Origin of the sequence: Listeria grandensis FSL F6-0971, from assembly GCF_000525835.1 — a bacterium.
GTDB lineage: Bacteria > Bacillota > Bacilli > Lactobacillales > Listeriaceae > Listeria_A > Listeria_A grandensis.
The window spans coordinates 13,097-37,743 of record NZ_AODD01000030.1; the positions used below are offsets into that span (position 1 = coordinate 13,097).

General features: G+C 38.8%; 25 protein-coding genes and 1 pseudogene. 6 read left to right on the forward strand and 20 right to left on the reverse strand.

The genetic code is table 11. The features are described from left to right. Positions 1-7 precede the first annotated feature (7 nt). The 9 genes from PGRAN_RS17645 to PGRAN_RS13745 form a co-directional block, all read right to left on the reverse strand. Positions 8-1,912: a sugar transferase gene (locus PGRAN_RS17645; RefSeq protein WP_077914703.1), complete on the reverse strand. Its 1,905-nt coding sequence runs from the start codon at positions 1,910-1,912 to the stop codon at positions 8-10. Further along, the gene (locus PGRAN_RS13710) at positions 1,878-3,200 is read right to left on the reverse strand and encodes a hypothetical protein (protein WP_036067909.1); all 1,323 of its coding nucleotides are present in this window, start codon (positions 3,198-3,200) and stop codon (positions 1,878-1,880) included. Before PGRAN_RS13710 ends, PGRAN_RS17645 begins: the two co-directional genes overlap by 35 nt. A 15-nt stretch (positions 3,201-3,215) precedes the next feature. Continuing rightward, entirely contained in the window at positions 3,216-3,899 is a 684-nt protein-coding gene (locus PGRAN_RS13715) for a CpsD/CapB family tyrosine-protein kinase (protein ID WP_036067911.1), read from the reverse strand. Then, a complete protein-coding gene (locus PGRAN_RS13720; RefSeq protein WP_036067912.1) occupies positions 3,893-4,135 on the reverse strand; it encodes a YveK family protein in 243 nt (80 codons plus the stop codon). Before PGRAN_RS13720 ends, PGRAN_RS13715 begins: the two co-directional genes overlap by 7 nt. A gap of 79 nt (positions 4,136-4,214) precedes the next feature. Next, positions 4,215-4,559, reverse strand: a complete 345-nt coding sequence (locus PGRAN_RS13725) for a Wzz/FepE/Etk N-terminal domain-containing protein (RefSeq protein ID WP_036067914.1) — start codon at positions 4,557-4,559, stop codon at positions 4,215-4,217. Between the two features lie 241 nt (positions 4,560-4,800). Next, complete coding sequence (locus PGRAN_RS13730) at positions 4,801-6,078, reverse strand: nucleotide sugar dehydrogenase (RefSeq protein ID WP_036067916.1); 1,278 nt, start codon at positions 6,076-6,078, stop codon at positions 4,801-4,803. A gap of 22 nt (positions 6,079-6,100) precedes the next feature. After that, entirely contained in the window at positions 6,101-6,556 is a 456-nt protein-coding gene (locus tag PGRAN_RS13735; RefSeq protein WP_051998659.1) for a DUF4352 domain-containing protein, read from the reverse strand. 70 nt (positions 6,557-6,626) lie between these two features. Further along, the gene (locus PGRAN_RS13740) at positions 6,627-10,193 is read right to left on the reverse strand and encodes a toxin Cry1Ac domain D-VI-related protein (protein WP_036067918.1); all 3,567 of its coding nucleotides are present in this window, start codon (positions 10,191-10,193) and stop codon (positions 6,627-6,629) included. A gap of 241 nt (positions 10,194-10,434) precedes the next feature. Continuing rightward, positions 10,435-11,091, reverse strand: coding sequence for a cyclic nucleotide-binding domain-containing protein (locus PGRAN_RS13745; RefSeq protein ID WP_036067919.1), 657 nt, complete (start codon positions 11,089-11,091; stop codon positions 10,435-10,437). 417 nt (positions 11,092-11,508) lie between these two features. Here PGRAN_RS13745 and PGRAN_RS13750 point away from each other — a divergent pair, with 417 nt between their 5' ends. The 3 genes from PGRAN_RS13750 to PGRAN_RS13760 all read left to right on the forward strand — a co-directional run bounded on the left by PGRAN_RS13750 (position 11,509) and on the right by PGRAN_RS13760 (position 13,174). Continuing rightward, positions 11,509-12,354: a YihY/virulence factor BrkB family protein gene (locus PGRAN_RS13750; RefSeq protein ID WP_051998660.1), complete on the forward strand. Its 846-nt coding sequence runs from the start codon at positions 11,509-11,511 to the stop codon at positions 12,352-12,354. A 62-nt stretch (positions 12,355-12,416) separates the two neighbouring features. Then, entirely contained in the window at positions 12,417-12,800 is a 384-nt protein-coding gene (gene gloA, locus PGRAN_RS13755; RefSeq protein ID WP_036067920.1) for a lactoylglutathione lyase, read from the forward strand. A 74-nt stretch (positions 12,801-12,874) separates the two neighbouring features. Next, the gene (locus PGRAN_RS13760; protein WP_036067921.1) at positions 12,875-13,174 is read left to right on the forward strand and encodes an MGMT family protein; all 300 of its coding nucleotides are present in this window, start codon (positions 12,875-12,877) and stop codon (positions 13,172-13,174) included. On the opposite strand, the gene PGRAN_RS13765 is transcribed toward PGRAN_RS13760, so the two are convergent. Together PGRAN_RS13765 and PGRAN_RS13770 are read right to left on the reverse strand one after the other, a co-directional pair. Further along, positions 13,148-13,669: a methylated-DNA--[protein]-cysteine S-methyltransferase gene (locus tag PGRAN_RS13765; protein WP_036067922.1), complete on the reverse strand. Its 522-nt coding sequence runs from the start codon at positions 13,667-13,669 to the stop codon at positions 13,148-13,150. The two genes, PGRAN_RS13760 and PGRAN_RS13765, sit on opposite strands and share 27 nt — an antisense overlap. After that, entirely contained in the window at positions 13,669-14,223 is a 555-nt protein-coding gene (locus tag PGRAN_RS13770) for a bifunctional transcriptional activator/DNA repair enzyme AdaA (protein ID WP_051998661.1), read from the reverse strand. Before PGRAN_RS13770 ends, PGRAN_RS13765 begins: the two co-directional genes overlap by 1 nt. A 135-nt stretch (positions 14,224-14,358) precedes the next feature. Here PGRAN_RS13770 and PGRAN_RS16445 point away from each other — a divergent pair, with 135 nt between their 5' ends. Beyond that, positions 14,359-15,132: a DNA-3-methyladenine glycosylase family protein gene (locus PGRAN_RS16445; protein WP_241433361.1), complete on the forward strand. Its 774-nt coding sequence runs from the start codon at positions 14,359-14,361 to the stop codon at positions 15,130-15,132. Positions 15,133-15,392: 260 nt separating this feature from the next. Next, positions 15,393-16,753, forward strand: a pseudogene (locus tag PGRAN_RS13780) (Nramp family divalent metal transporter). 306 nt (positions 16,754-17,059) lie between these two features. Here the strand turns inward: PGRAN_RS13780 and PGRAN_RS17825 are convergent. Both PGRAN_RS17825 and PGRAN_RS13790 read right to left on the reverse strand, forming a co-directional pair. After that, a complete protein-coding gene (locus tag PGRAN_RS17825) occupies positions 17,060-17,290 on the reverse strand; it encodes a helix-turn-helix domain-containing protein (RefSeq protein WP_420911979.1) in 231 nt (76 codons plus the stop codon). A gap of 139 nt (positions 17,291-17,429) precedes the next feature. Then, positions 17,430-17,729 carry a helix-turn-helix domain-containing protein gene (locus tag PGRAN_RS13790; protein WP_206537379.1) on the reverse strand — a complete coding sequence of 100 codons (300 nt, stop codon included), beginning with the start codon at positions 17,727-17,729 and terminating at the stop codon, positions 17,430-17,432. Positions 17,730-17,772: 43 nt separating this feature from the next. On the opposite strand from PGRAN_RS13790, the gene PGRAN_RS13795 reads away from it, so the two are divergent. Next, a complete protein-coding gene (locus tag PGRAN_RS13795; RefSeq protein ID WP_036067926.1) occupies positions 17,773-18,048 on the forward strand; it encodes a hypothetical protein in 276 nt (91 codons plus the stop codon). A 124-nt stretch (positions 18,049-18,172) separates the two neighbouring features. Here the strand turns inward: PGRAN_RS13795 and PGRAN_RS13800 are convergent, their stop codons facing one another. The 7 genes from PGRAN_RS13800 to PGRAN_RS17390 all read right to left on the reverse strand — a co-directional run. Continuing rightward, complete coding sequence (locus tag PGRAN_RS13800) at positions 18,173-18,460, reverse strand: hypothetical protein (protein WP_036067928.1); 288 nt, start codon at positions 18,458-18,460, stop codon at positions 18,173-18,175. Positions 18,461-18,465: 5 nt separating this feature from the next. Then, entirely contained in the window at positions 18,466-19,728 is a 1,263-nt protein-coding gene (locus PGRAN_RS13805; protein WP_036067929.1) for an AAA family ATPase, read from the reverse strand. A gap of 1,300 nt (positions 19,729-21,028) precedes the next feature. Then, on the reverse strand, positions 21,029-22,333 hold the full coding sequence (locus tag PGRAN_RS13820) for a hypothetical protein (protein ID WP_241433362.1): 1,305 nt from the start codon (positions 22,331-22,333) through the stop codon (positions 21,029-21,031). Further along, entirely contained in the window at positions 22,308-22,505 is a 198-nt protein-coding gene (locus PGRAN_RS17385; protein ID WP_241433363.1) for a hypothetical protein, read from the reverse strand. The genes PGRAN_RS13820 and PGRAN_RS17385 overlap by 26 nt, the downstream gene beginning before the upstream one ends. A 221-nt stretch (positions 22,506-22,726) precedes the next feature. Beyond that, entirely contained in the window at positions 22,727-23,140 is a 414-nt protein-coding gene (locus PGRAN_RS13825) for an SMI1/KNR4 family protein (RefSeq protein WP_051998662.1), read from the reverse strand. Between the two features lie 81 nt (positions 23,141-23,221). Next, positions 23,222-23,722, reverse strand: coding sequence for an immunity protein YezG family protein (locus tag PGRAN_RS13830; RefSeq protein WP_051998663.1), 501 nt, complete (start codon positions 23,720-23,722; stop codon positions 23,222-23,224). Beyond that, the coding region (locus PGRAN_RS17390; protein ID WP_241433364.1) for a DNA/RNA non-specific endonuclease at positions 23,703-24,647 on the reverse strand (945 nt) is incomplete at its 5' end. The genes PGRAN_RS17390 and PGRAN_RS13830, both read right to left, overlap by 20 nt.

The window sequence follows — 24,647 nt, forward strand, 5'->3', positions numbered from 1 at the left end:
TAATCTCTTAAACCGCATCCCGTGATTTCAATACGACCACAACGGTTCGCATCAAAATAATCATATCTAGCCACAACGAAAAATTCTCAACATAATGATAATCCAGTCGCATCTTTTCCCCATTCGTCATGGAACTTCGCCCATTTACCTGCGCCCATCCCGTAATCCCCGGCTTTACTTCCAGACGTTTTCTCTGCTGCTCCGAATAACACGACGTAATCGCTGGTATTTCCGGTCTCGGTCCAATAAAACTCATATTTCCCATCAATACATTGAAAAATTGCGGCAACTCATCCAAACTCGTCCGCCTGATAAACGCGCCAACTTTCGTCACATTCGGATTTTCCTCCATCACATTTTTAAAAACAAACGTGTCAGGAACTCCGTGCTCCCAGTCATACTCATGCTCACCGGACATTTCACGCACACGCATCGATCGGAATTTATAAATCGAGAACGCTTTTCCCGCTTTCCCCGTACGCGTCTGCACGAATAGCACTGGTCCGGGGTCCTCTAACTTAATGCACAAGGCGGTTAGCAACATAATCGGCATTGCTAAAATAATACCAATGACACTCAAAATAATATCTACTAATCGCTTCACACAAACGGTCATCCATGATACTCTCTGTTTTCCCAGCGAACATATATCTTCATTTCTCATTTTTTCCAATGACAAATCCCCCTCTGACTTCAAAAGTTGCCTCCCAATAAACCATAAACAAAGATTGAAACTAGCAATAACGCTCCCATATATGAGCATCGTCTGTAAAAAATCGCGCTGCATCCATCCAAAAATAGCGATAACAAGAACCAGTTTGATAAGCTCCAATACAATTTGTAGTTTTTGCCGTTCCATCAAATAAAGAATTTGCGAAGTGGCACTACAAATTATTTGTGTTAAGAACATGCCACCCAAAACTTGTGTTAATTGTCCTGCTAACAACCATTCCTCACCAAAAAGCACTTGAAAAATAGGCGGTGCAAAAAACACAAAAATACAAAATGGAATCGTTAAGTAATAGGCTAATTTTTTCGTCAAACTCACATATAATTCGTAAACTTTTGCTTTATTCTCTCCAATTTCCTTCGCTGCAACGCTATAAAAAAACTGAGATAAAGTAATCGCTAAAACCGAAATTGGTACGATTATCACACGCTGCACAAACGCATACTGCCCGCTATCATTCGCGCCGAAAATGGCTAACACGAGTAGCAATGGAAGTTGTAACGAAAGCGTATTTATCAATCCTGCCGGCATCGAGAAAATAATAAAATGCTTGTATTTGCTAAGCAATCCTAGCGCATCGCGCCATGTGATACGATTTGTAACCTCTTGTTTCGAAACGCGAGATAATATCAAAACACTAATTCCTTTTCCAATCACATCACCGAGCAATAATCCTAGCCCTTTCATGATGTTTGAAAATGCAAAACCGATCTGTGCTAGCCCAGTAAATCCATTCTGTAGCGCTCGTGTCATCGCCAACATGCGGTACTGTTCTCGGTTCATATTTTCGTAATTATAAATTTGAATTAAGCTCGTCATCGCAATCCCGACGGAGAGCAAGATCGCCTCCCACAAGGCCGGATAGATCCCTACCCAGTTCAAAACACTAACGCCAAAAACAAGATACACCAGCAAAATCACTAGACTTATCAAGATCGCCAAAGATTGATTGATATGCATTAATTTTTTCGCCTGTACTCGGTTTCGCTCTAATGGAATCGCCTTTTCGAGCCCGAGACTAGCGACTTTCACCGTGATTGTAATGACCGTCACGTACGCCGCATAGATGCCGAATTCCGCCGCTGTATAAAGCCTTGCAATAATTGGCGCAAAAGCAATCATCAGCAATTGCGCAAAAGCATTGCCACTAAACAGCGTCCAGATGATTTTTTTGATACTCAAAGCTCTCCCTCCTTTGCATTTCCTCGCTCGTCCGGAATAAATAATTCAACCCCATCGCGATAAAAATACCATTCGTCATGAGCGCGATAATGAACGAACTATCTACCAAACTCCAAGCTGGCATGACCATCAACGCGACACTAATAACAAAATTACGATTCGCCGAAATACTATCATAAATCCACAGAACCACCGTGAGTAAAATGGTAAATAGGATCATACCGATGTAACCAAATGCCGAATATCCGTCCGCCCACATGTTCACATTCGCCGACATTTGCTCTGAACCAAAATAGTTAAATCCGATGACATAACTAGGATTCGCGTCATAAGGATAATCGACCAAGCCGCGAAATATGGAGTGCCCTAAATAAGTTTTCGGATGCGTGGAGAAGAAGTCGAAAAAGAAACTAGATAGTGCGCCTGGCAGAAATAACATACGTCTCGTGAAAATTTCTGTGAGCGTAATATTCCCGCTAAGCATATCGAAAACCATCGAAAACACAACGAGAAAGAGAATCATCCAGACAAACCTGACGCCAAATTTAGCACCTCGATGCCGCAAACAAAACAGAACAACCGCAAGTAAACACAACGATAAGGCAACACTTTTATGACCAGTAACCGAGTAAACATACACTTGACCAACGATTCCAGCGCCGATGAGCACAATATTCCCCTTCAAGACACCTAATGTGACTAAAAAGAGATCCATAATTTTAGAAAGCCAAACGACGGCGTATCCAGAGAAACGATTAGCCTCTCCCCGATAAGTTTCGCGAACATCATACACTTCTTTAAACGACACCACATCGATGCGAAATCCGAAAGTCTGAATCATAATCGCATATAACAACATCGTGAAAAAGACGATACCAACCTGAACTAAATTTTGCGATATGTTCCATTCTCTCATTTTAATGAGCGGTAGTTTTCCACCGAGGTAAAGAATAACTAAGCACAGCAAAAACACTAACTTGAAGATGAAAAAAGCATCAAATGGCGTCTCTCGAACAAAATCTGGTATCAGCATGACTGGTATATAGGCGAAAACATAGAGTATCCAATAGATAACTTGCGATGGCCTTTTCGTTCGATATTCCGACCATGTTGCTGGTAAAAAGGCCAATACGCTAGATACTAGGCAGATCCACAATGGCGGATGAAGGTTGACGAGCCGATAGTAGCTATACGATGGCGATATGAGGTAAATGTAGGCGATGTAAAGACTAATGATGTATAAAATAATTCCTACTAGCACGGATAACTTGCCGACTCGAATAGACATCCGATCCTTTCCCCCTTACCTTTTCACATAGTTGTAGTAATAGTTAGAATCGTTACGGCGGCGTTGTACCTTGTTACGAATAATTCCTAGAACATCAATATTTTGCATTTTACACTTCTCGATACATTCTTTTAACTGCGTTTTCGTCGTTTTCCCATTCTCTAAAACAAGAACCGTCGCATCACAATAGTTAGCGATGATAATACTATCCGACAAGCCAATAGGCGGCGCATCAATAAAAATAAAATCATATATTTCCTCATACTCTTTCAAAAGCTCCGGTAACAAACTATCGCTCAATAACTCAGATGGGTTATACGGTGAACCACCACTCGTCATCACATCTAGATGATCATCAATTTTTTGAATACCTTCATACTTATCGAATTGGTGATCTTTCAAAAGATCCGATAACCCAACATAATTCTTCAAGTTAAAAATTCGATGGATGGTTGGTAATCGTAAATCGCCGTCAATCAAAAGGACTCGCTTGCCACTTTTGGACATAAACATCGCTAAATTGGCAATCATAGAAGATTTCCCCTCGCCTTGCCTGCAAGAAGTTGCCATGATAGTTTTGATTTTTTTCTTATCAGCGATGTACTGAATCGAGGCTCGGATATTACGAAATTGTTCTGGTACCCTTCCTTTTTCATCCAATATGAGCGATCTTTTTTTCACTTGTTTTTTCATTACCATTTTTCAATCTCTCCCAACACCGGAATCACGGTTACTTCCTGAATATCTGTATCTTCGCGAATCGTAACATTGGTAAAGCCGTGGATAAACATGATAACCGCACCGATCATGAGACCAATAAATGCGCCCATCGCCAAACTCATCTTTTTATTCGGACTCACGATGGTACCTTCTACTGCTTTTGATAAAATCACAATGGTGTTGTCCTCGATAAGATTCCCAACTTCTTGTTGCATCGTCGCCACCGTATTATTGACAAATTTGATTGCTTTTTCAGCGCTGTCAGCCGTATATGCTACGGAAATAATTTGTGAGTCATTTTCGTTTTTTATTGCTAAATTTTTGCGCCAAAATTTCTGGTTTAGCTTTTAAATCCAAATCTGCTTTTACTTTATCGATGATGTAATTACTTTTCAAAATGCCCGTATACGTGCTAATTAGCCGATTATTTGTGTTCGCATCCAGCTTAATATCATCTTCTGCAAGCTTCTGCGGTTTCACAAGTATGTCCGAACTCGCTTGGTACATCGGAACTGCCATTTGCGTTACCCATATATATGACCCTGCAATACCAACGTTTGTCATGAAAAGCAACAAGATGGCATAGCGTTTCAAATACTGCACAAGCATTTTCATGTCAATTTTCTTTTCGATATTCACCGTTTTACACCACTTCTCTTTCATTTCTTTTCGAATGGGTTATTATACATAAATTCAAAACGAGTGTTTAATATTGTCACAAGAGATTCCTACGCATCATTTCGATGTCGCTAACTTTTTTATCTATAGTTTTTTAGTCCGTGAATGTCTAGTAGGAATCACTTCATCTACTTCTTACTTTACGCAACGTTTAGATTTATGTTCTTTGTCGAACTGTTTACCGTAGATTATTTTTTTTGCTTTAACCTTGAACCCCAGCGACTTGTTGTGCCTTTTTTGCTTTATATAAATTGCCATAGTTCACATAATTCACTTTTGTACCAACGCTTTGAACAATATTTTTCGTGTCGAGTATTGTCGCATCACGCATTCTATCGGTATAACTTGTTGGGATATTACGAAACTCGTCGTGATCACTCAACACCAGAATAAGAGAACTTCCTTCACAGGCCTCTTCTCCAGTTAGCGGCAGTTCGGCTACGTGCGGATCAAAGACACGCACTTCAAAACCAGCTTCATCTAGTCTGTCCCTAATTTCCATCGCTGGGCTTTCCCTAACATCATCAATATTTCCTTTATACGTCAATCCAAAAAGGGTTACTTGATTCCCTTCTCGCTCTGCCATTAAGATCTGGACTTGTTGTACAACATAGGCTGGCATGCTATTATTGACGGCGCGCGCTGTCTGCATCAACGGAGATTGTTCAGGAGCAGCTGCAATTACAAAATATGGATCCACCGCTAAGCAATGTCCACCCACGCCTGGACCGGGTTGATGTACATTCACACGTGGATGTTTGTTCGCCATTTCAATGACGCGCAATGCATCGATACCTAAATGATCACTAATTTTAGCAAGTTCGTTGGCCAGTGCAATATTCACATCACGATACGTGTTTTCCATTAATTTACTAAGTTCCGCCTCGCCCGCTTGCGCTTTTATCATTTCGCCTTTCACAAAAGTCCCGTAAACTGCTGCGGCTTTTTCAGTACAAGCATCAGTAATTCCACCAATAATACGTGGATTATGTATCAACTCATGCATGATATTTCCCGGCAAAACACGTTCTGGGCAATGCGCTAAAAAGATGTCTTCTCCTACTCTAAAACCGTTCTTTTCAACCATCGGTTGGACCACGTCAACCATCGTACGCGGTGCAATTGTTGACTCTACAATGATGGTATCGTTTGCTTTCACATATGGTAAAATGCTCATCAAAGCAGCTTCGATATAGCTCGTATCACACGATTGGTATTGATCAGCTTTATTTGGTGTAGGGACAGCGATAATGTAGGCATCCGCACTTATAGGTTGTGTACTTGCACAGAAATTTCCCAACAATAGCACTTCTTCTAAATCTTGTTCCAAACCAGGCTCTTCAATATGAATGAGTCCTGCATTTAACTGCGTGGTCATCCATGGTGATAAATCGACACCCGTCACTTTATGCCCATATTTCGCCAACAGTATCGCGGTAGGCAAACCAATATACCCTAGGCCGATAACCGTAATTTTCATATAGTTGCTCCCACCTTTCGTTTTATTTGGTCGGAATTGTAACTGTCCATGTCACATTTTCCGTCGTTTCTTGTGAATACGGCTCATATATTACGGTAACTTCCTTTTGATCCGTAGGTATCTCATAGAACCCTGGTCCTTTTAACGTCTTACCAGCGGCAATCTCATCACCAAAGTTTTTAGCGTTTAAACCATACATCGCATGTTTTTTTCCATCTTTTGTCTGAATAACGAAGTCCCCAGCACCTGCACCAGCTTCTTCCTTACCTGTATTCTTTACAGCAAAATCGAGCTGTATCATCTGTTTTTTATCGTTATTACTAATTTTCAATTGAATATCTGCCAATGTTATTTCTAAATTATTGGCTACTCTTGTTTTACCAATATCATCGCTAGCTGTCTTACCACAACCGCTCATCGCTAAAATCGAGACTAGGCTTAGTAAAAATAGCGCGAGCCAGATTTTTTTCTTTTTCATAAAATTGGAACTCCCTTTCAAAAATAGGACATCATAAGTGGTGATGAACGCCACTTATGATGCATCCGCTTTATTTCGTTGGTGCTTGAATCATTACTTTTTTGCTGTCTAGTTGTTTGCCTAATTTATCGTATACTGCAATCGTGACATTATCGTCTGCTTTTTTGATTTTATCTAATGTATAGAATTTGAATGTACCATCGCTAGCAATACTACCACCTGCGTATATAGTTCCATTCACGGTTACTTTCATAGCTGCTACGTCTCCTGATACAGTCCCAGTAAGTGAAGAATCACCTGGAATTGTCATAGTAGCTGGTGTTACTTGTCCTGCCGTTGTGACAACGTTGTTCGTAATTGTTACTGTTTTTGTGTCGAGAAGTTTGCCAACACTGTCGTAAGCACGAACAACAATCTTGTCTTTCGGTGATTTGGTTTTGTCGAAAGAATAGAACTTGAAGGTCCCATTCGCTACTGTACCGCCTTTGTACACGGTGCTCACTCCTGCTTCATTTGTGATGGTTACTTCAATTCTAGAAACGTCTCCTGTGTATGTTCCACTGATGTTAGAATCGCCTGGAATCGTCATGGCTTTTGGCGTGATTTGTCCTGCTGTTACGACTGCAAAGTTCACTTTCTCACGGGCGATTTCTCTGCCATTCTTGTCGTAAGCTACCATGTAGAGAGATTGATTTTTTGTGATACCAGGGCCTACGTAGAACTTGAATGTACCGTTTATTTTCGTTGCATTTCCAGATTCTACGCCATCTTTGCTAAGCGTGATACGGTCTACATCTCCTGAGTAGCTACCTGTAATCGATGTTGTTCCTAAAACGAAATCATCTGGTTTAAGTGTTCCGTTGCTAGATAATTGTGCTTTCGCTTTATCCAAATCTTTTTGTAGTTCGGCTTTTTTCGTTGGATCGGTTACTTTGTTGACTAAAGCTTGGGCTGCGTCTACGGCTGCTTGATCTGTTGTTGATTTGATCACGTTGCTTGATGGTGTGTCGTTGACGAACAGCTCATCTACTGCTTTTTTCGCTGCATCTTGTTTTGCTTTTTCTGCTGCTGCTGCGTCTTGAGCATCTAGTAGGCTTTGGGCTTTATCTAGATCTTTTTGTAAGCCTGCTTTAATTGTTGGATCGGTTACAGCGTCAATTAGCTTTTGCGCGGCATTGATTGTTGCTTGGGTTGTAGTCGATTTGATTGCATTGCTTGATGGTGTGTTGTTGTTGAATAGCTCATCTACTGCTTTTTTCGCTGCATCTTGTTTTGCTTTTTCTGCTGCCGCTGCTGCATTTCGAGCGTCCAGTAAACCTTGGGCTTTGTCTAGATCTTTTTGTAAGGCTGCTTTAATTGTTGGATCCGTTACAGCGTCAATTAGCTTTTGCGCGGTATCGATGGTTGCTTGGATTGTAGCTGGTTTAATTGCATTGCTTGTTGGTGCGTTGTTGTTGAATAATTCGTTGACTGCTTTTCTCGCTGCATCTTGTTTCGCTTTCTCAACTTGATCTGCCGCTGCATTGCGTTGATCTAGTAGCTCTTGTGCGCGATCCAAGTCTTTTTGTAAGTCTACTTTCAATGCTGGATTTTTAATTTTGTTGATTTCAGCTTGCGCGTTATCGATCGCATCTTGATCTGTGGAAGCTTTGATCGCGTCGCTTGCTGGTGTGTTATTCACGAATAATTGATTCACTGCGTAGTTTGCCACTGCTTTTTGAGCTTGGTCCTCTGCCGCTTGTTGGTTGCGTGCATCGAGTAAACTTTGCGCTTTGTCTAAGTCTGCTTGAAGCGCTGTTTTCACAGAACCTGGTGCTAGGACGTCGATTGTTTTTTGCGCGTCATCGATGGCTTTTTGGTTTGTCGTGTCTTTAATCGCATTGCCTGCTGGATTGTTATTTGTGAACAGTTCTTTCACTGCTGTGTTCGCTGCATCTTGTTTTGCTTTTTCGTTTTTCGCGTTTAGTAAGCTTTGCGCTTTGTCTAGATCTTTTTGTAAGTCTGCTTTCGCGGTTGGATCTTGTACTTTGTTCACGAGAGTTTGTGCTGCATCAATCGCTGCTTGGTCTATCGTTGATTTAATACCTGTTTTTGTTGCATCTGTGAATAGAGCGTCAATTGCAGTTCTTGCTGCGTCTTGATCAGCCGTTCCTTTTTGGACTACTGTTGTTGCGCTAGAAGTTTGAGCATTCCACGTTGCCGTTGCTGTCACATTTGTGCCGACCGCTTGTTTTTGAATGGCAATGTTGTATTTACCGTCATCTCCAGCTTTCCCTTGTCCAAGAATAGTGGATCCAACTTTGATGACAACATCCGCTTTCGGCTCTGCTGTTCCAGTTACTAATGTAGAGTCTGTATCTAATTTATTAATAGTTGTTTGATCGATGATTGATGATGATGCAAAACTTCCACCAACAATTTTACCCGTTTTCCCAGTATTATATGTGTTATCAAATAAAGTATTGTTTGATTTCAACTCTGTCTGTTTCACACTGTTTAAATAGCCAGACAGCCTAAATTCAGCATTTAATAATCCTGGATAAGTCGCAGTTGGCATAGGGTTAGTAACAGTTCCACGATCCCATGTACTAATGCCTTTATCAGATTTCATGATTACATTTGCTGGAGTAGTGTACGTCCCAAGTGCTGAACCATTTCGATTAAAGTTCGTTATCGAGAAATTAGACCCTTCGGCTAGCTCAAACGTTCCACCCATAATTACTGCGCCTTGTGTTCCATTACCTTCTACTTCGAAAGTTGCTCCTTTTTCTACATAAATGCTACCGTCATTTGTTTGTACGGATTCTTCTACTGTGTCACCTGCAACAGCTTTTAAAACACTTCCTTCTTGGAAATACATATTACTTTTAGAAGCTAGGTGGATAGCTTGAAATTTCTCTGATTTCAAATCCATGTTACCGTAATTTATAATTGTAGAATTAGTACCGCCGTAAATTGTAGCAGCATTAGAACGTACTTTTAAGTTAGCCTTCTTTCCAACATATAATCCACCATTGTCCACAAGGAAGGTAATTGGTGAAACTGATCTACCTGTTGCACTTGAAACGAAATTTACGTTTGCATTATCTTTGATTGTTAATTGCTTTCCTTCGAAAACTTCCTGTGCTGTCGAATTACTACTCACTGTGCCTTCAATGATAAGTTCCCCTTTTGGCAAAAACATCAATTGTTGACCATTGTGATCTATATTCTTGTAAGTTACTTTTAGGTTCTCAACGTCACCCCAGAAAAGTCCAGAGGTATCTGTATTCGTAATTTTTAGATCTTCCATTGATGCTACAGTGTTGGCCGTAGTTAGTCTAATGTGTTTAAGATTAGCGTTTAATGTATGGTCATTACCATGGATATTTTTTGTTGTACTCGTCACAGTAGTTGCTTCTCCAACTGTAATATCCGCATCAAGGTAAATATCTGTAACAATTGCATTTGTAAGAGCTGATTTTAGTTCCATCCAAGTGCTAACTGTCGCACTGTAGTATGGAACAGCTTGCGTTTGTACGCTGTTTGTTTCTACTGCCAATACGTTAAATGGCACTGCAGTCATTAATTGACTTCCGATCAGGGTTGCGACTAATGCCACACTACTCCCTTTTTTCAATAAACCTTTTTTCTTCATGTCTATAAACACTCCTATGATTTGATTTTTATCTAATAATGATGAAGGGATTATTTGTAATATCTTCCTTCAAACTATTCTGGATGGTAACTTGCTCATTTTCCACTCGTGCTGCCGTTACTTTTACTGCTTTACTCATAACCCTTTTTACTTCTGCATTGATCAATCTCCTTTTAAGTTAAGTAATACCCCTATATTGCTCTCCCTCTCTAGTATTTAAGTTTTTTTCGGGTGGATGAACTTATAAACCCAAGTCTTCTGCATCATAAATCAAAATAGGCTTACCCTTTTTATATATAATTTTATTAGCCCGTTCTAATTCTTGCACTGCCTTCTTAGCAGTGTGCGGTGATATTTGGCAACATTTAGACAGAAGCAAATAATTGACCATTTTGGGAATATGAAAACCCGACTCTTCCCTATTAGAAAGTAGCTTAATAATATCCAGCACTCGCTCTTGTACGCTTTTGGTCAGCATAAGTGAATATCGATAAAACTGTGATTCTTGGCGCTTTAACGTGTCAATTAAAAGGTCTGGGAAGAAAGGTTGCCCAGAAAGTTCTTGAAGTACTGCATTGGCATCATAAATAGCTACTTCTACACTTCCAAAGGCAACATATTCATACGGATTAGACTGAAAAACATTATGGAAGATAAAATCATTCTCCATCCAAATAGCATTAACGTGTTGTTTCGAGTTATTAATTTGCTGCAGTAATTGTCCTTTTATGACATGAATCAATTTACCTGAATCTGTCAAAACAAGATCTTGATGATTTTTTAATACTTTCATCTGGCAAAAATCCGAATTATTTTTGCTTATATTCGATAAATCTAACAAAGGTAACAACAAGTTAGGTTCCCTAAGCAATAAACCGTGAACCTCAAGAAAATCCATAGGACGCCTCCCCATAACGTAAACTATATTACTTAGCATAAAGCATAAAATTTTGACGTTATATACTTAAAAAATACTAATTTGCATGCTAATTTCGAAATTGCATAAATTTAAAATTGTAATTTCGTTTTTAGTCTCGTAAACGACTGCTACACCTTCACTAATTATGTGTTCATTTTATGTCTAAAATGCATTTTTTATAGATAAATGATTAAAAATTAAACTATAAATAGATAAATCGGAGTAACATAAGTTACTATTATATTAAAAGTCGAGGGAATCAATGTTAACTATGTAGAGCTAAATCATTTCATTAACGTTTATAAAATAGACGCTACATCAAGATGACGTTTAAAACTGACAAACGAAGGGGAAACCTATACATAGGAAGCCATTTCAAGAAAGGACGTAACGCACATGCCATTAAAACCTCAAACAAAAACCAAACTAAAACAAGTAGGAGAACTCGCCAAAACAAACTGGAAAAGCGCTCGAATCACCTCCCACGCCGCCCAGCTCACCTTTTACATATTGCTATCCATTCTCCCAATGTTACTCGTATTCGGCAATCTGATCCCACTCTTACCAATCCCAAAAGAGGACATCTACGCCACACTCCAAACATTCATGCCACCAGAAGTATACGATATCCTGCACCCCATCATCGAAAGCATGCTCACCAACGCAAGCGGCACCGCCATCTCACTCGGTTTAATCACCGCAATTTGGTCTGCCTCCAGATGTTTCAGCGCCTTACAAGAAGTGCTAAACATCGTCTACCAAGCCCCTGATCGCAAAAATTTCATCGTGACCCGCGTCATGTCTTTCCTTATGATGCTCCTTATTATCGTGATTCTCGGCGCTGTCGTCTTCATTTTCGCATTCGGCGAACAAATCGTGACTTTCCTACAAGACCAATTCGACCTGAAGCTTGATGCCCTCGCCGATTTAGGCGCCGCAAAATGGTTCATCACGCCCATTTTTCTATTCATCCTGTTCCTCATCATCTACTGGCTCGTTCCAAACGTCAAATGGAAAATCAGAAAAAGCATCATCGGTGCCCTATTCGCCACAATCGGCTGGCTCGTTGCAACCGAACTACTTTCCGCGTATGTTAGTTTTCAAGGCGATAAAATTCTCGGTTTCGGCAGTCTCAGCATCATGATCGTCATCATGCTCTGGCTCTACTTCGTCTCGATTATCCTACTACTTGGCGCGTTTATAAACGTCATCATCGACTCCTACAAACAACAACATTTGTAATCAATGCCCGGATATATTACAATGAAAACGAGAGAAAATCGCTATTTAGGAGGAATTTTATCATGAGTATTAAAATGCTACATACGTGTATTCGCGTCAAAGACTTAGACAAATCGCTAGCTTTCTACACCGAAGCATTTGGCCTGAAAGAAACACGTCGCAAAGACTTTCCAGATCATAAATTCACACTTGTTTATTTGACATTTGAAGAAGGTGGCTTTGAATTAGAATTAACGTATAACTACGATCAAGCAGAACCTTATGACCTTGGTAACGGCTACGGGCATTTAGCAGTTGGCGTTGACGACCTTTCCGCAACCCACGAACAATTCAAAAAAGCCGGCTACAGTGTAACCGACTTAAAAGGTTTGCCAGGAACAAAACCATCCTACTTCTTCGTGATGGATCCAGACGGCTACAAAACCGAAGTCATCCAAAACCGCTAAATTAGCACGCAAAAAAAAAGAGAGCAGTTTCCATCATTGCTCTCTTTTACTATATAAATAGGAGGAAACGTATCATGCAACATGCCGAATTTCAGCAAAATATCTACAATCTTGTCCGCCAAATCCCCAGTGGAAAAGTCACGACATACGGTCAAATCGCGTACATGCTCGGTCGTCCGAAAAATTCGCGCCTCGTAGGCGTTGCCATGCGTGTAACACCAAGTAATGCTAATATTCCAAGTCATCGTGTCGTTGGCGCAAATGGACGCCTTGTTCCAGGCTGGCACGCCCAATATGAACTACTGCAAGCGGAAGGCGTTACGTTTACACCAGGCGGTAATGTCCAATTAAAACGCTGCTTTTGGCAAGGTTGAGTTGCCTGATTCCAGACGCAGCAACTGTTCTTTCATCGCGATACCGCCGCGGTACCCCGTTATTTTGCCATTTTTTCCGATCACGCGATGACACGGCACCACCATCAAAACTGGATTCGCCCCGATTGCCGTCCCAACTGCGCGCACAGCTTGCGGCTTGCCGATCTCTTCTGCGATCTCCGAATACGTACGCGTTTCTCCGTAAGGAATGGCACATAACGCTTGCCACACAGCCTCTTGAAACGTAGTACCCGCAATATCAAGCGGTAAATCGAACTTCCGTCTGGTCCCCATCAAATACGCTGAAAGTACCTCCATATAGGGCTTCACTCTCACTCGATCCTCCATCAAATCCAAGCCGCGCTTCCCAGACCATTGTTCAAGTTCCGACATGTCCGCCTGATCCGAGCCAATAAACACCAATCCTTGCTCACTGACCCCAACATACATCGCCATCCTAGCCACACATAAACGATCATAATACACCGTCTTCATTATTTTTCCCCGTCCTTCCTGCTATTTCGATACATACTCGGCGTCACGCCCTCCATCCGCTTAAACCATGTCGCAAACTGTGCCGCATTCGGCATTCCGACCGCCACACCAATCTCCATCACACTCATCTCGGTTGTTTCCAACAACACACGCGCCTTTTGCATCCGAACCAGGTGAACAAATCCAAGCGGCGTCATCCCGGTCTGCGTCTTAAAAACCCGATGCAAATGATACGGGCTACCATGACACCCATCCGCGATGACCGGCAACGTCAAATACTCCCCATAATGCTCCTCAATAAATGCCTGCACTTGCGCCGCCCACTCCACATCCGGCAACCGCTCCCCGCCAGACTTGCACCGCTTACACGGCCGATACCCAGCACGAATCGCATCCTCCGCCTGCATAAACACCTGCACATTCTCAAACTTCGGCGTCCGCGACTTACACGAAGGCCGACAAAAAATCCGCGTCGAACTCACCGCATAAAAAAACTGCCCATCATACGCCGCATCATTTTCACAAATCGCACGCCACTGCTCCACCGTCACCATTTTTGCCAGCCCCTTTCCATATATCCATTATACCTCCTTTCCCCGAAAAAAATAACCGTTCCAAGACATAAAAGCAAGATTTAAAAAGTCATTGTGTGGTATAACTATAAGTATCAAGCAAACTAAGGAGGCTCAATGATGCAACCATCCACCACTAAAATCACGATACAAACACCCAGCACCTTCCGTTTTGCACCAAATCTAGACTATCTAAATCGCGATTCCAAAGAATGCATGCACCACATCGAAAACAACCAAATCACCAAACTCATCGAATTAACAGGACAAACCCTACTCACCCAAATCAGCGAAGCAACCCACAACACACTATCCATCCAATGCCTCGCCAGTCAAACACCCATCACAGAACTAACACGCATAGAACTAATTGATTACATACACAACTGGTTTGACATTGACCGCGATATCTCTGAATTTTACGCACTCGCCCGAACCGACGCCCTGCTTTGCCAAACAACCCAAGATCACTATGGCCTGCGCATCATCAGCATCCCCGACCTCTTTGAAGCCCTCTGCTGGGGCATTATCGGTCAGCAAATCAACCTCTCGTTCGCCTACACACTCAAGCGCCAATTCGTCGAAAAATACGGCACCAGCACGGTCTACAATAACATTCAATACTGGACCTTCCCAACCGCCGAAAAAATCGCGACACTCAGCATAACAGACCTCACCGCCATCCAACTCACCAAACGTAAAAGCGAATACATCATCGAAATCGCCCAACAAATCCAATCTGGAGCCCTATCTAAACAACATCTCCAAAAACCTACCAACCATTGCCCATATCGAAAAAGAACTCACCAAAATACGCGGCATCGGCCCATGGACAGCAAACTACGTCATCATGCGCTGCCTAAAACTTCCCAACGCATTTCCAATCGATGACATCGGACTCATTAACGCCATTCAACACGCCCAACAACTAGACCAGAAACCAACAAAAACAGAGATCCAACAACTCGCAAAAAACTGGTCCGGTTGGGAAGCATACGCCACATTCTATCTTTGGCGCACCCTATATTAACGCTTAAAAGTCCACTTAGTTCCAATTAATAACTTACCTCATAGCAAAAGACTTGCAATTTCAGCCCCTTTGCATTAAACTAATTTTGTTGCACTAAGGAAACACTGAGAGGATTTTTACTATGACCGATAAAAAAAAGATAATCAAACATACCCCACCCAACGGTTCAAGTTTGGGCGAAATAAATAATAGCGTCAGCATTCCAAAAAACGGCGGCTTCTGGCGGAAGCTCATTGCCTACTCCGGCCCCGGCGCGCTTGTCGCAGTTGGCTACATGGATCCCGGTAACTGGATTACCTCCATCCAAGGTGGCTCCCAATACGGCTATCTACTTCTAAGCGTCATCCTGATGTCCAGTCTAATCGCAATGCTACTACAAAGCATGTGCGCCAAGCTTGGCATCGTCACCGGACTCGACCTAGCCCAAGCAACCCGACTAAAAACTGGGAAAAAAGGCGGTTTTGCGCTCTGGATCGTAGCTGAACTTGCCATCATGGCAACAGACATCGCCGAAGTCATCGGTAGCGCCGTAGCTCTCAACCTGTTGTTTGGCATCCCGCTCATACTCGGCGTCATCATCACCGTGCTCGACGTATTCCTACTTCTCGTCCTAGCCAAATTCGGCTTCCGCAAAATCGAAGCCATCGTCGTCACACTTATCATCACCGTCCTTGTCATCTTTTTGTACGAAGTTATCCTATCCGATCCCAACATGTCAGACATGCTCGGCGGCTTCATCCCACAAAAACAAGTAATTACAGACAAAGGCGCACTATTCCTAGCACTAGGTATCATCGGAGCCACCGTTATGCCACATAACCTATACTTACACTCATCCATTGTCCAAGCCAGAAAATACGACCGCAACGACAAAAAATCATTAAAAGAAGCCATCAAGTTCTCGACGATCGACTCCAACATACAGCTAACTGCAGCATTCGTCGTCAACTGCCTACTTCTAATTCTCGGAGCAGCCCTATTCTTCGGACAAGACACCAGTAATCTCGGACAATTCACACAACTCTACGATGCATTACAGAACAACGCCATCGTGGGCGCCATAGCAAGCCCAGTTCTGAGTGTACTATTCGCAATCGCACTACTCGCATCCGGACAAAACGCCACGATCACAGGTACACTAACTGGCCAAATTGTTATGGAAGCTTCATCCATATGAAATTACCCGTCTGGATTCGCCGTCTTATTACACGTATACTCGCTATCATCCCAGTCATCATCTGCATCGTAATCTATGGCGACCAAGAAAATGCAGTCGAACAACTCCTAATTTATACACAAGTATTCCTAAGTATCGCCCTACCATTCTCGATGATCCCACTCACCATCTTCACGAGCAGCAAAAAGCTAATGGGCGATTTCAAAAACCATATTTGGGTTACCGTTCTAGCTTGGGTCATAACCGTTGCTCTCAGTATTCTAAACATCCAACTAATCATTCAAACACTTGCAGGAATCGGCTGAAATTAAAAATCCAGAAATACTCATCTCACCCGAGTATTTCTGGATTTTTTATATATCACAAAAAAAAATTTAGGGCAACCAATCGAAAAAAAGCCGCGACACAAGGCCACAGCTTTTCTCAGCGCAATCAAAAGGAGAATTTCACACAATCAAATACTGTCTTAGCATATAGAATAACTATAAAAACTGTACCCTTATTCCTTATATGTAGCCATTTTCATTTTTATTAGCGAAATAACTATATATATTTATTGCACGGAATAAGGGTAATTTTAAGGGCGTATTTCACAATCTTTTACCCAAATGTTAGCTTTCAGATTCCTCTAGCGTAATTAGCTCCCTGATGTCACTGATCTCTAAAGTCTCTGCAATCCTTACTAAGTATCCAATATTAATCGTCTGTCTCTTGTAGTTTGCCAATTCCCATAATCGGGCAGGTTCAATATTCGATTCTCTGGCTAACTTATTTAGTGATATGTCGTATTTGTCTAGTATATCATTAAGATGAATTCTAATTTCTTTACTCAAATATATCACACCTCTCCTGTTGCCTTCTCTGGCATTGTATATTAGGATTGGTTTTAAATCATTGCCATAATAGGCATAAAAATAATCATGCTCTAGGATTACCTAATATGATTATTTTTGCGTTTATTTTTAGAGTATGCTAGATTGCCTATTCTTCAACCTCTTCAATTGTTATTATCTCTGTGATGTCGTCTATTTCTAAGGTTTCAGCTATTCTAATTAAGTAACCCATATTAATTGTCTTTCTCTTATAATTCGCTAGCTCCCATAAGCGTGCAGGCTCGATGTTCGATTCTCTAGCTAACTTATTTAATGATATATCATGCTTACTTAGCAAGTCATTGATATGAATCTTAATTTCTTTCACTAATATATCATACCTTTCTCCATTGCCTTTTTTTGGCATTATATAATATACTATATTTAAAATCATTGCCATAATAGGCATAGTTTTGATATTTGCCTATTTATCATTAAATGGAGGTCTTAATATGGAACATTTCGAGAAAGACGTTATGGAGTTTATAGCTGCTAGAATTGAAAATTTTTATACGAATAATCCTGAAACTGCATCACTTGAAACTGAGAGCCAAGAATATTTTGATAGCCTAAGGGACCTGCTGTCACATAATACTGAGGCTGTTAAGTTGCTCTGTTCCTATAGCGATGCACTGTTAAATCGAGAAATATTGCTTACTAATAAGATATATAGCCTTGGTTATACAGATGCATTATCTATTATAAGTAAGAGCAGTCTACTTCCATAACACAAAAAGGGCTTTCAAACTGATACTGAAAGCCCATCCTCGTTAAAATTGCGTGCTAGTTCGTTAGCATCAAAAAACTTTTGAGTCTTATAGTTATTTGCTATTTATTCACAAATGACGGAGACTAATGTACTTCTAGCACTTGCACTCCCCGCTCAATCCGTTCAAAATGACTCTCCTTCAGTTTATTTCTAAGTACTGCATCTTTCTTAATTAAACGTTCTGCAAAATCTAAATATCCCGGTACTAGATATTTATCTGCCAAACCTTTTGTAATCTCTGTTTTTAGATTGCAAATTTCCAAAGCCCTTTTATAATCTTGTTGAGTGATGATATCACTTATTTCTAATAACAGTTTGTCGTATTCTTTATCTATAGAAATATTAATAAGTTTGGCAAAGCTTTGCTTCAAACTTTCTAGTGTCTTTGAATCCTCGATTTTTTTGTTTTTTCTAGATAATGATCGATTTTATTTTTGAGATGATTCATGATTACTTGTTCTTTTCTCATATTAATTCGTTCAAACAAATGTTTTTTAAATTGATTGGTTATATTTTCAATTTCATCTTCTTCATAACAATGCGCTAGCAAAACAGCTTCGACTACTTCATCTGTGAATAGCAACATTTCAATTTCATTTGTTGGAAGTACGAATACTTCTTTCCTCTCCAAAGCTTCAATTTCATTAGCATCCCAGGAATCTCTATCTATAATTCCCTTGGCACTATTCCCAAATACTCCTGTTTTATTGTAAGCTTCAGTATATTTTTTTACCTCTCTATGCCCATTTACTGGTTGGATATTATATGTTTCTCCAAATAATTCACTATAAATTCTATAGTCAAGACTCCCATGACTTGTACCTTCTATGAAAAGAACATCTTTCTTACTACCCATAATTTTCAACACAAGATCTTGGGGCAATTGGATACCTTCAATATTTTGAAATTCCCAACTTTCTGGTCTTTCATATTTTTTCAGCCATTTTATTTGAGCCCCTGTAAGGGATTGAATAAAATCAATATTGTGTGATATTAAAATAAATTTGCAATCAGGCTTTTCCTTGAGCAATGTATTCCAAAGTTTAATTGCTAAGGCAGTATGCATGTACGTTTCTGGTTCATCAACAACAATATAAGATTTGTCATCCGTTAGCAAAAGCAAACTTATGAAATACAACACAGATTTTTCTCCATCACTTAACTCACTGATTTGGTATTCATTTTTTGTTAATTGTGACTGCGGGGTTAGAATTCTATCAATCACAACTGGTAAAAATTTAATATGAGGTAAGATGTCCATGTAAATGCTATTTAACTTCTTTAAAATATCGGTACCCTCATAGCTATCATCTTCATTCTTCTTTGAAAGATAGTCTACATATTCATTCACTAAAGCATAGACTGCTATTGAAAACGTATCTTGATCCTTTGCCTGTGATTTTGCTCGTATATTTTGTAAATTTGACATTATATGTGCGCTAGTAGATTTCAACATTTCAGCATTATAATTGTTTGAATTGAAAAACAGGTTTCTGTACGCAGGTATCACGGATAAGTTAATAAGCATTGAGTCTTTTAGATAATCAACAAGAGAAGACTTACCGCTACCATTAGCACCCACAATGATATTTAGCTGATTATCTTTAGTCAATTCATTTAATAAAGGTATTTTATCCAAAGATTTTCTTATGCTTTTTAACCCTTGAGAACATGGCTTGATCTAATTGTTCCGGTATATTCATGCCTTGCTTTTTCATACTTATTAATCATTTTTTCTATTTTTTTAGCATTGTTCTTTATAGTTGTATACTCCTCGATAAGAATGTCCTCTTGAACTATGTTTTGCTCTCGAATTAACGCTATATTCTCATCAATGGTTTGACAAAATAGTTGTCCATCATAATCATCGTGTGTAACCACAATATCATCTCACTTCCTATAATTATTCAAATAGCAATTTTCAAATTCAACTGGTTCATCTTAAATACAACTATTCTTCCTAATCATTATAACAAATATGCATGGTATATGGTAAAATGATGTAAACTAATACAAATAGATTTGGAGCAGACATATGGCAAAAAAAAAGAATAAAGAAAAAAGCAAACATCTCAAAAAGAAGATAAAGAAATAATATCTAAAAACCTATTTTTCAAATTAGTACTCTCACTAATCCCAGTAACCATATCTTGTATAATTTTTTCCTATGAACCCAGCTGGTCTGGTTTTATAAAATTAATGAATAGCAACATCATTGTGTTTGCTGTTTTCTTTTTAAGCAACGATGAGCTAATGGTTGCAGTGCAGAACAAAAAAAGATTTCTTACAATTATAAAGTACGAATGTATCTTCCTAGTATTATCAGCCTTCACTTTTTTCATCACACGCTTATTAGGAAATAGCATTGTGAACGACAATAATAGACTACTCGAGCAGCTGGGGTATTTTAGTTTTATCGGAGTTCATTTGCAAATGATTATTGATTTTATGCTAAAATTTGTACTGATTAACATGCCTATCATTATAGTATTTATACCTATTATTCTGCTTATCAACATTGTTATTGCACATTATATCCTTTCAAGTAAGAAATTGCATGCATATTATGATGAATATTTCGGCGGGGCAAAAAAACAGTAGACTGTTCTCATCTAAGTAATATTCTTCTTAACCTGACGGAAATGGTGAAAATGACTGTATAGCTCTGCGCTAGATTCAGTACTATACAGTCTCCATGAATCACTCTTGTAGCAAATTATTTTTAATATTATTTTTCTCTGCTAACTTTCTTTTTATAGTCATCAATCAATTACTGGTACCATCAAAATCTCAGCAAAAATCAACATCCAACTTTTTTATTTTTGTTCTTGGTATGTTTCTTATTTTTCTCTCCCATAATACTACTCCATTCGTTTCTTATATGAAATTACCATAAATTAGAAAAACACTAATTATAGCACATTAGTTCATAATAAAATTCACGATATAATTATTTTTCTAGTAATTTCACCTAAAAATTTCTCTTGTGGCGTATTACTTCTCTCTGAACTATCTTCTTTCATATCCTTTAATATTTTAATAAAATCCTTGTCCTGAACTGGTATAATTAAATTTCTATTATCCTTGTAAACATCTCGACACCTTTCAATCAATGCACTTTCATTTTCACAGCTTCTGAACACCAGAAATCCCATTTTCCCTCGATTTGGAGAAAATCTCCCATTCAATTGATCAATTTCTGGATTCGCAACATCTTTCGTATAGTTCTTACATTCAACCATAATATAGCTTGAAGGTATTTCTTTAACTGTAGATAGATTAAAAAAATAACCAGATTCCGCTGCATTATCGTATACTAAATCTATTCTCTTTCTACCACCATGAATCTCCTGTTCTTTAATTGGATCCATTAAACTTGGATAAAAAAGAAAATTCATCGTAGCGATAATATGTTCATGGAATTTATTCGCATCCTTTGTACCCGACTTAATACTATTAAAGTCCCCAATCAATCTATCTATTATTTGCATATAGAAGTCTTCCGTATAATTTTCTATAATTTCCTCACTAGATAGAGAACTTACTTTTGATTTTGCCTGTGCTTTAAACCTTTGGTAATACTCAGGATACTCTAATGTAAACCTACGTAAAAATTCTTTTTTATAGGCACCATGTTTTTTAGCAACCTCATCCTTCTTCGCTGATTTTTTCACATCCCCGTTCTTCAGCTTTGTTGATCTAACTAATGAAGTATTAAGTCTTATCTCTTCGCTAACTAAGAAATTCAAAACGAAATGTCTTGCGTATTGTTCAGAATCATAAAAGTATCCTCTTTTTCTACACACTATTGATTTAGGAACTAAAATAATAGCTTGATTATTTATTACAAGCATATCCTCGTAACTGCTTTCCCAACATTTATTTGCCGTATTCCAATACTCATTTGTTGCAATTGATTTTTTTAGTTTAATACCATACAATTCACACTGCTTCTGGGTGTATTCTATAAGATGCTTCCTAATAATATTTGTAGTTAAATCTGAAATTTTATCGTGTGAAATATTGTCCACAAATATCTTGATATCATTTACTTGTGAAACTAATCCATCCTCCATTACACCACTGCTTAAAATATATTCGAAAAGCTTAGTTGCATCGTCCTGCCCTAAACTTTTCCCTTTCGTACCATATTCCGACAATCCTAAACACGTCTCTCTTGGCTCAGAAAATTTAAAATTCTTTCTAGCTTTCTCTACATCACCTTGTTGAAAAAGAGATAACATATACTGAAAAAAAACTCTCTAATGTTCTATTTGCATTAATAGACCATCTATCTTCTCTAATTGAAAGAAAATACGGATCAATAAAGAGCGGCATATCATTTTCAATATCAATGTCAACAAAATCTAATTCATTTTGTGTTCTATTCAATTCAAATAATTCACTAATTTTCACAAAGCTCTCCCCCATAATAAATTAATATTTTTGTAATTTGAAATACTGCATATTAATTCAATCGTGTATACCTTATTCATTTAATATCTAGGGAACTAATTTTCAATATTAGTTCCCTGTTAAATATACACATGCCATGAATAATAAGAAGATAAAGTACTAGCTCACTCTCAAAATATCTTTAACATTATAAGCTCTCTAAATTTCATCACTCAATACAATTATTTTTCTAGCTTTAGTCCAGAAATAAAAGCACCAAATGAAGTTGCCAACTTGTAAACATTCTCCTCATCACTAGACCCTTCTAATTCTTGCCCGTTATCCCAAAAATATACTCCCGCCTGATCACTTTCACATATCAAAACAAATAACCCTGAGCCATACTCTGTTCCTATAATTAACGACGATTCCATCAATTCATCGCCATACTCTTTACACCAGCTTTCTAAATCAAAGTTATCATTGTCGTTAATTCCCAATAATGCGCCTAAAACAATCTCTTCGCCATTAGATGGAATTACCGTGGATAAATAATTTTCTTCTGGTACCCCACCATTCTTATTCATCAAAAATTGTTTATATTCTTCTGGAAAATTTAGATGCATCTCTTTTTCTAGCCTAACAATCTCTTGCATTGATAATGTGCCAAAACCTTTTAATTTTATGCATATTCGTTGCTCTTCAGTGGCAAACGATTTTAATACTATTTTCCCTTGCTAGATTTTTTTTTTATAGTTTTCAATCAGTTCGATAGCACTTACATCAGTTGATTTGGGTAACATGTTTAATTTCTCATATTCCCAAATAGCTACGCGATCAACATAATCATAACCATCTTTCTCTAAATCTTCATAGCTGTATTGGATGTTAAATTTGCCCTTTGAATTTAAAGTGAAGTTTAGACTTTTCCATGGTTCTTGTTTGTTTACAATAAATTCATTCCACAGTTTTCTTAATAGATCACTTAGATTGCTCAAACCATTATCTACTTCTTCTACATCTACACCTTCTATATCTTCAATATCCAAGCTATATATCGGTGTAGTTTTACCCATAGGATAATAGTAGAAAAAAGTTGCGTCACTGTGTTCTTCCACCTCTGAATATAATAGAACTTCACTCCATTGTTCTGGAATTATCATATTGATTTCTGTCGCTATCTCTTGATATAGTTCTTCCATCTTCGTTGTATCCACCTTACTGTCCCCCATACTCATTTGGTAGCCTCCTTACATATTTTTTACCATCAATAGTATACTTTAAATCAAATCTCATCGGTCTTTTAGATTCCCCCATGTAAACAGGCTTAATATTCACATGAACACTTTTCCCTTCTACTAATGCCTTTTTCCATGAGTTTTCAATTGTTTTATATGCACTGACATTGACATTACCGTTCATTGCAACTATATTATCAATCAATGGTGAGCCATTAAATTGCGTTGCTATTAAATGTCCACCATGATCACCTTGTGTACTTGGTGCCTTTACTCGATCCTCTCCACCAGCTTGTAATTGATGTTTTGTATTTCTAATTCCTTTGTTCAATGACAATTCACCATCAGCATCGTTAATTCTTCCCAAATTATCTGTTTGATATTTATAACCATTAGCGTCATATTTCGTATTAGGTTTTAGCTCAAACTCGCTCAAGAAATGACCATTATCGTTTAAAACAAACCTATTTGATTTTCCTTGATAATCTTTTCCTTTTAGTTTCACATTACTATATATCTTGCTTACACTACTCTTAGGTACCTTAACTCCCTTGCTTTTCATTGTGATGCCGCCTAATAAGACAAACGAGATAATTGAAAAGCTTTGCATTTTTGTCAGTGGCACATCGGGATTCAACGTATTAATACCCTTCATTGCGTCTAGCATATAATCCGTCATAAAATCGCCAGTTTCTTCGGATGTCACTTTAATTGTACCATCTTTTAAGCCGTCATTGTAGGCAATACTCGCTTCTGCGGTTTCGCGATTCGTGATGCCATTTTTACTTAAGACCCAGTAACTACCTTCCAGCGTCTTCGTGTAATCATCGAAATTATACGTTTTCTTTGGCTTCTTCTCTGGTACTAGATGGTTCAACCAGCCCAGTTTGCATTTTGCTGGAATCGTAGGTGTGTGTTGTCGCAT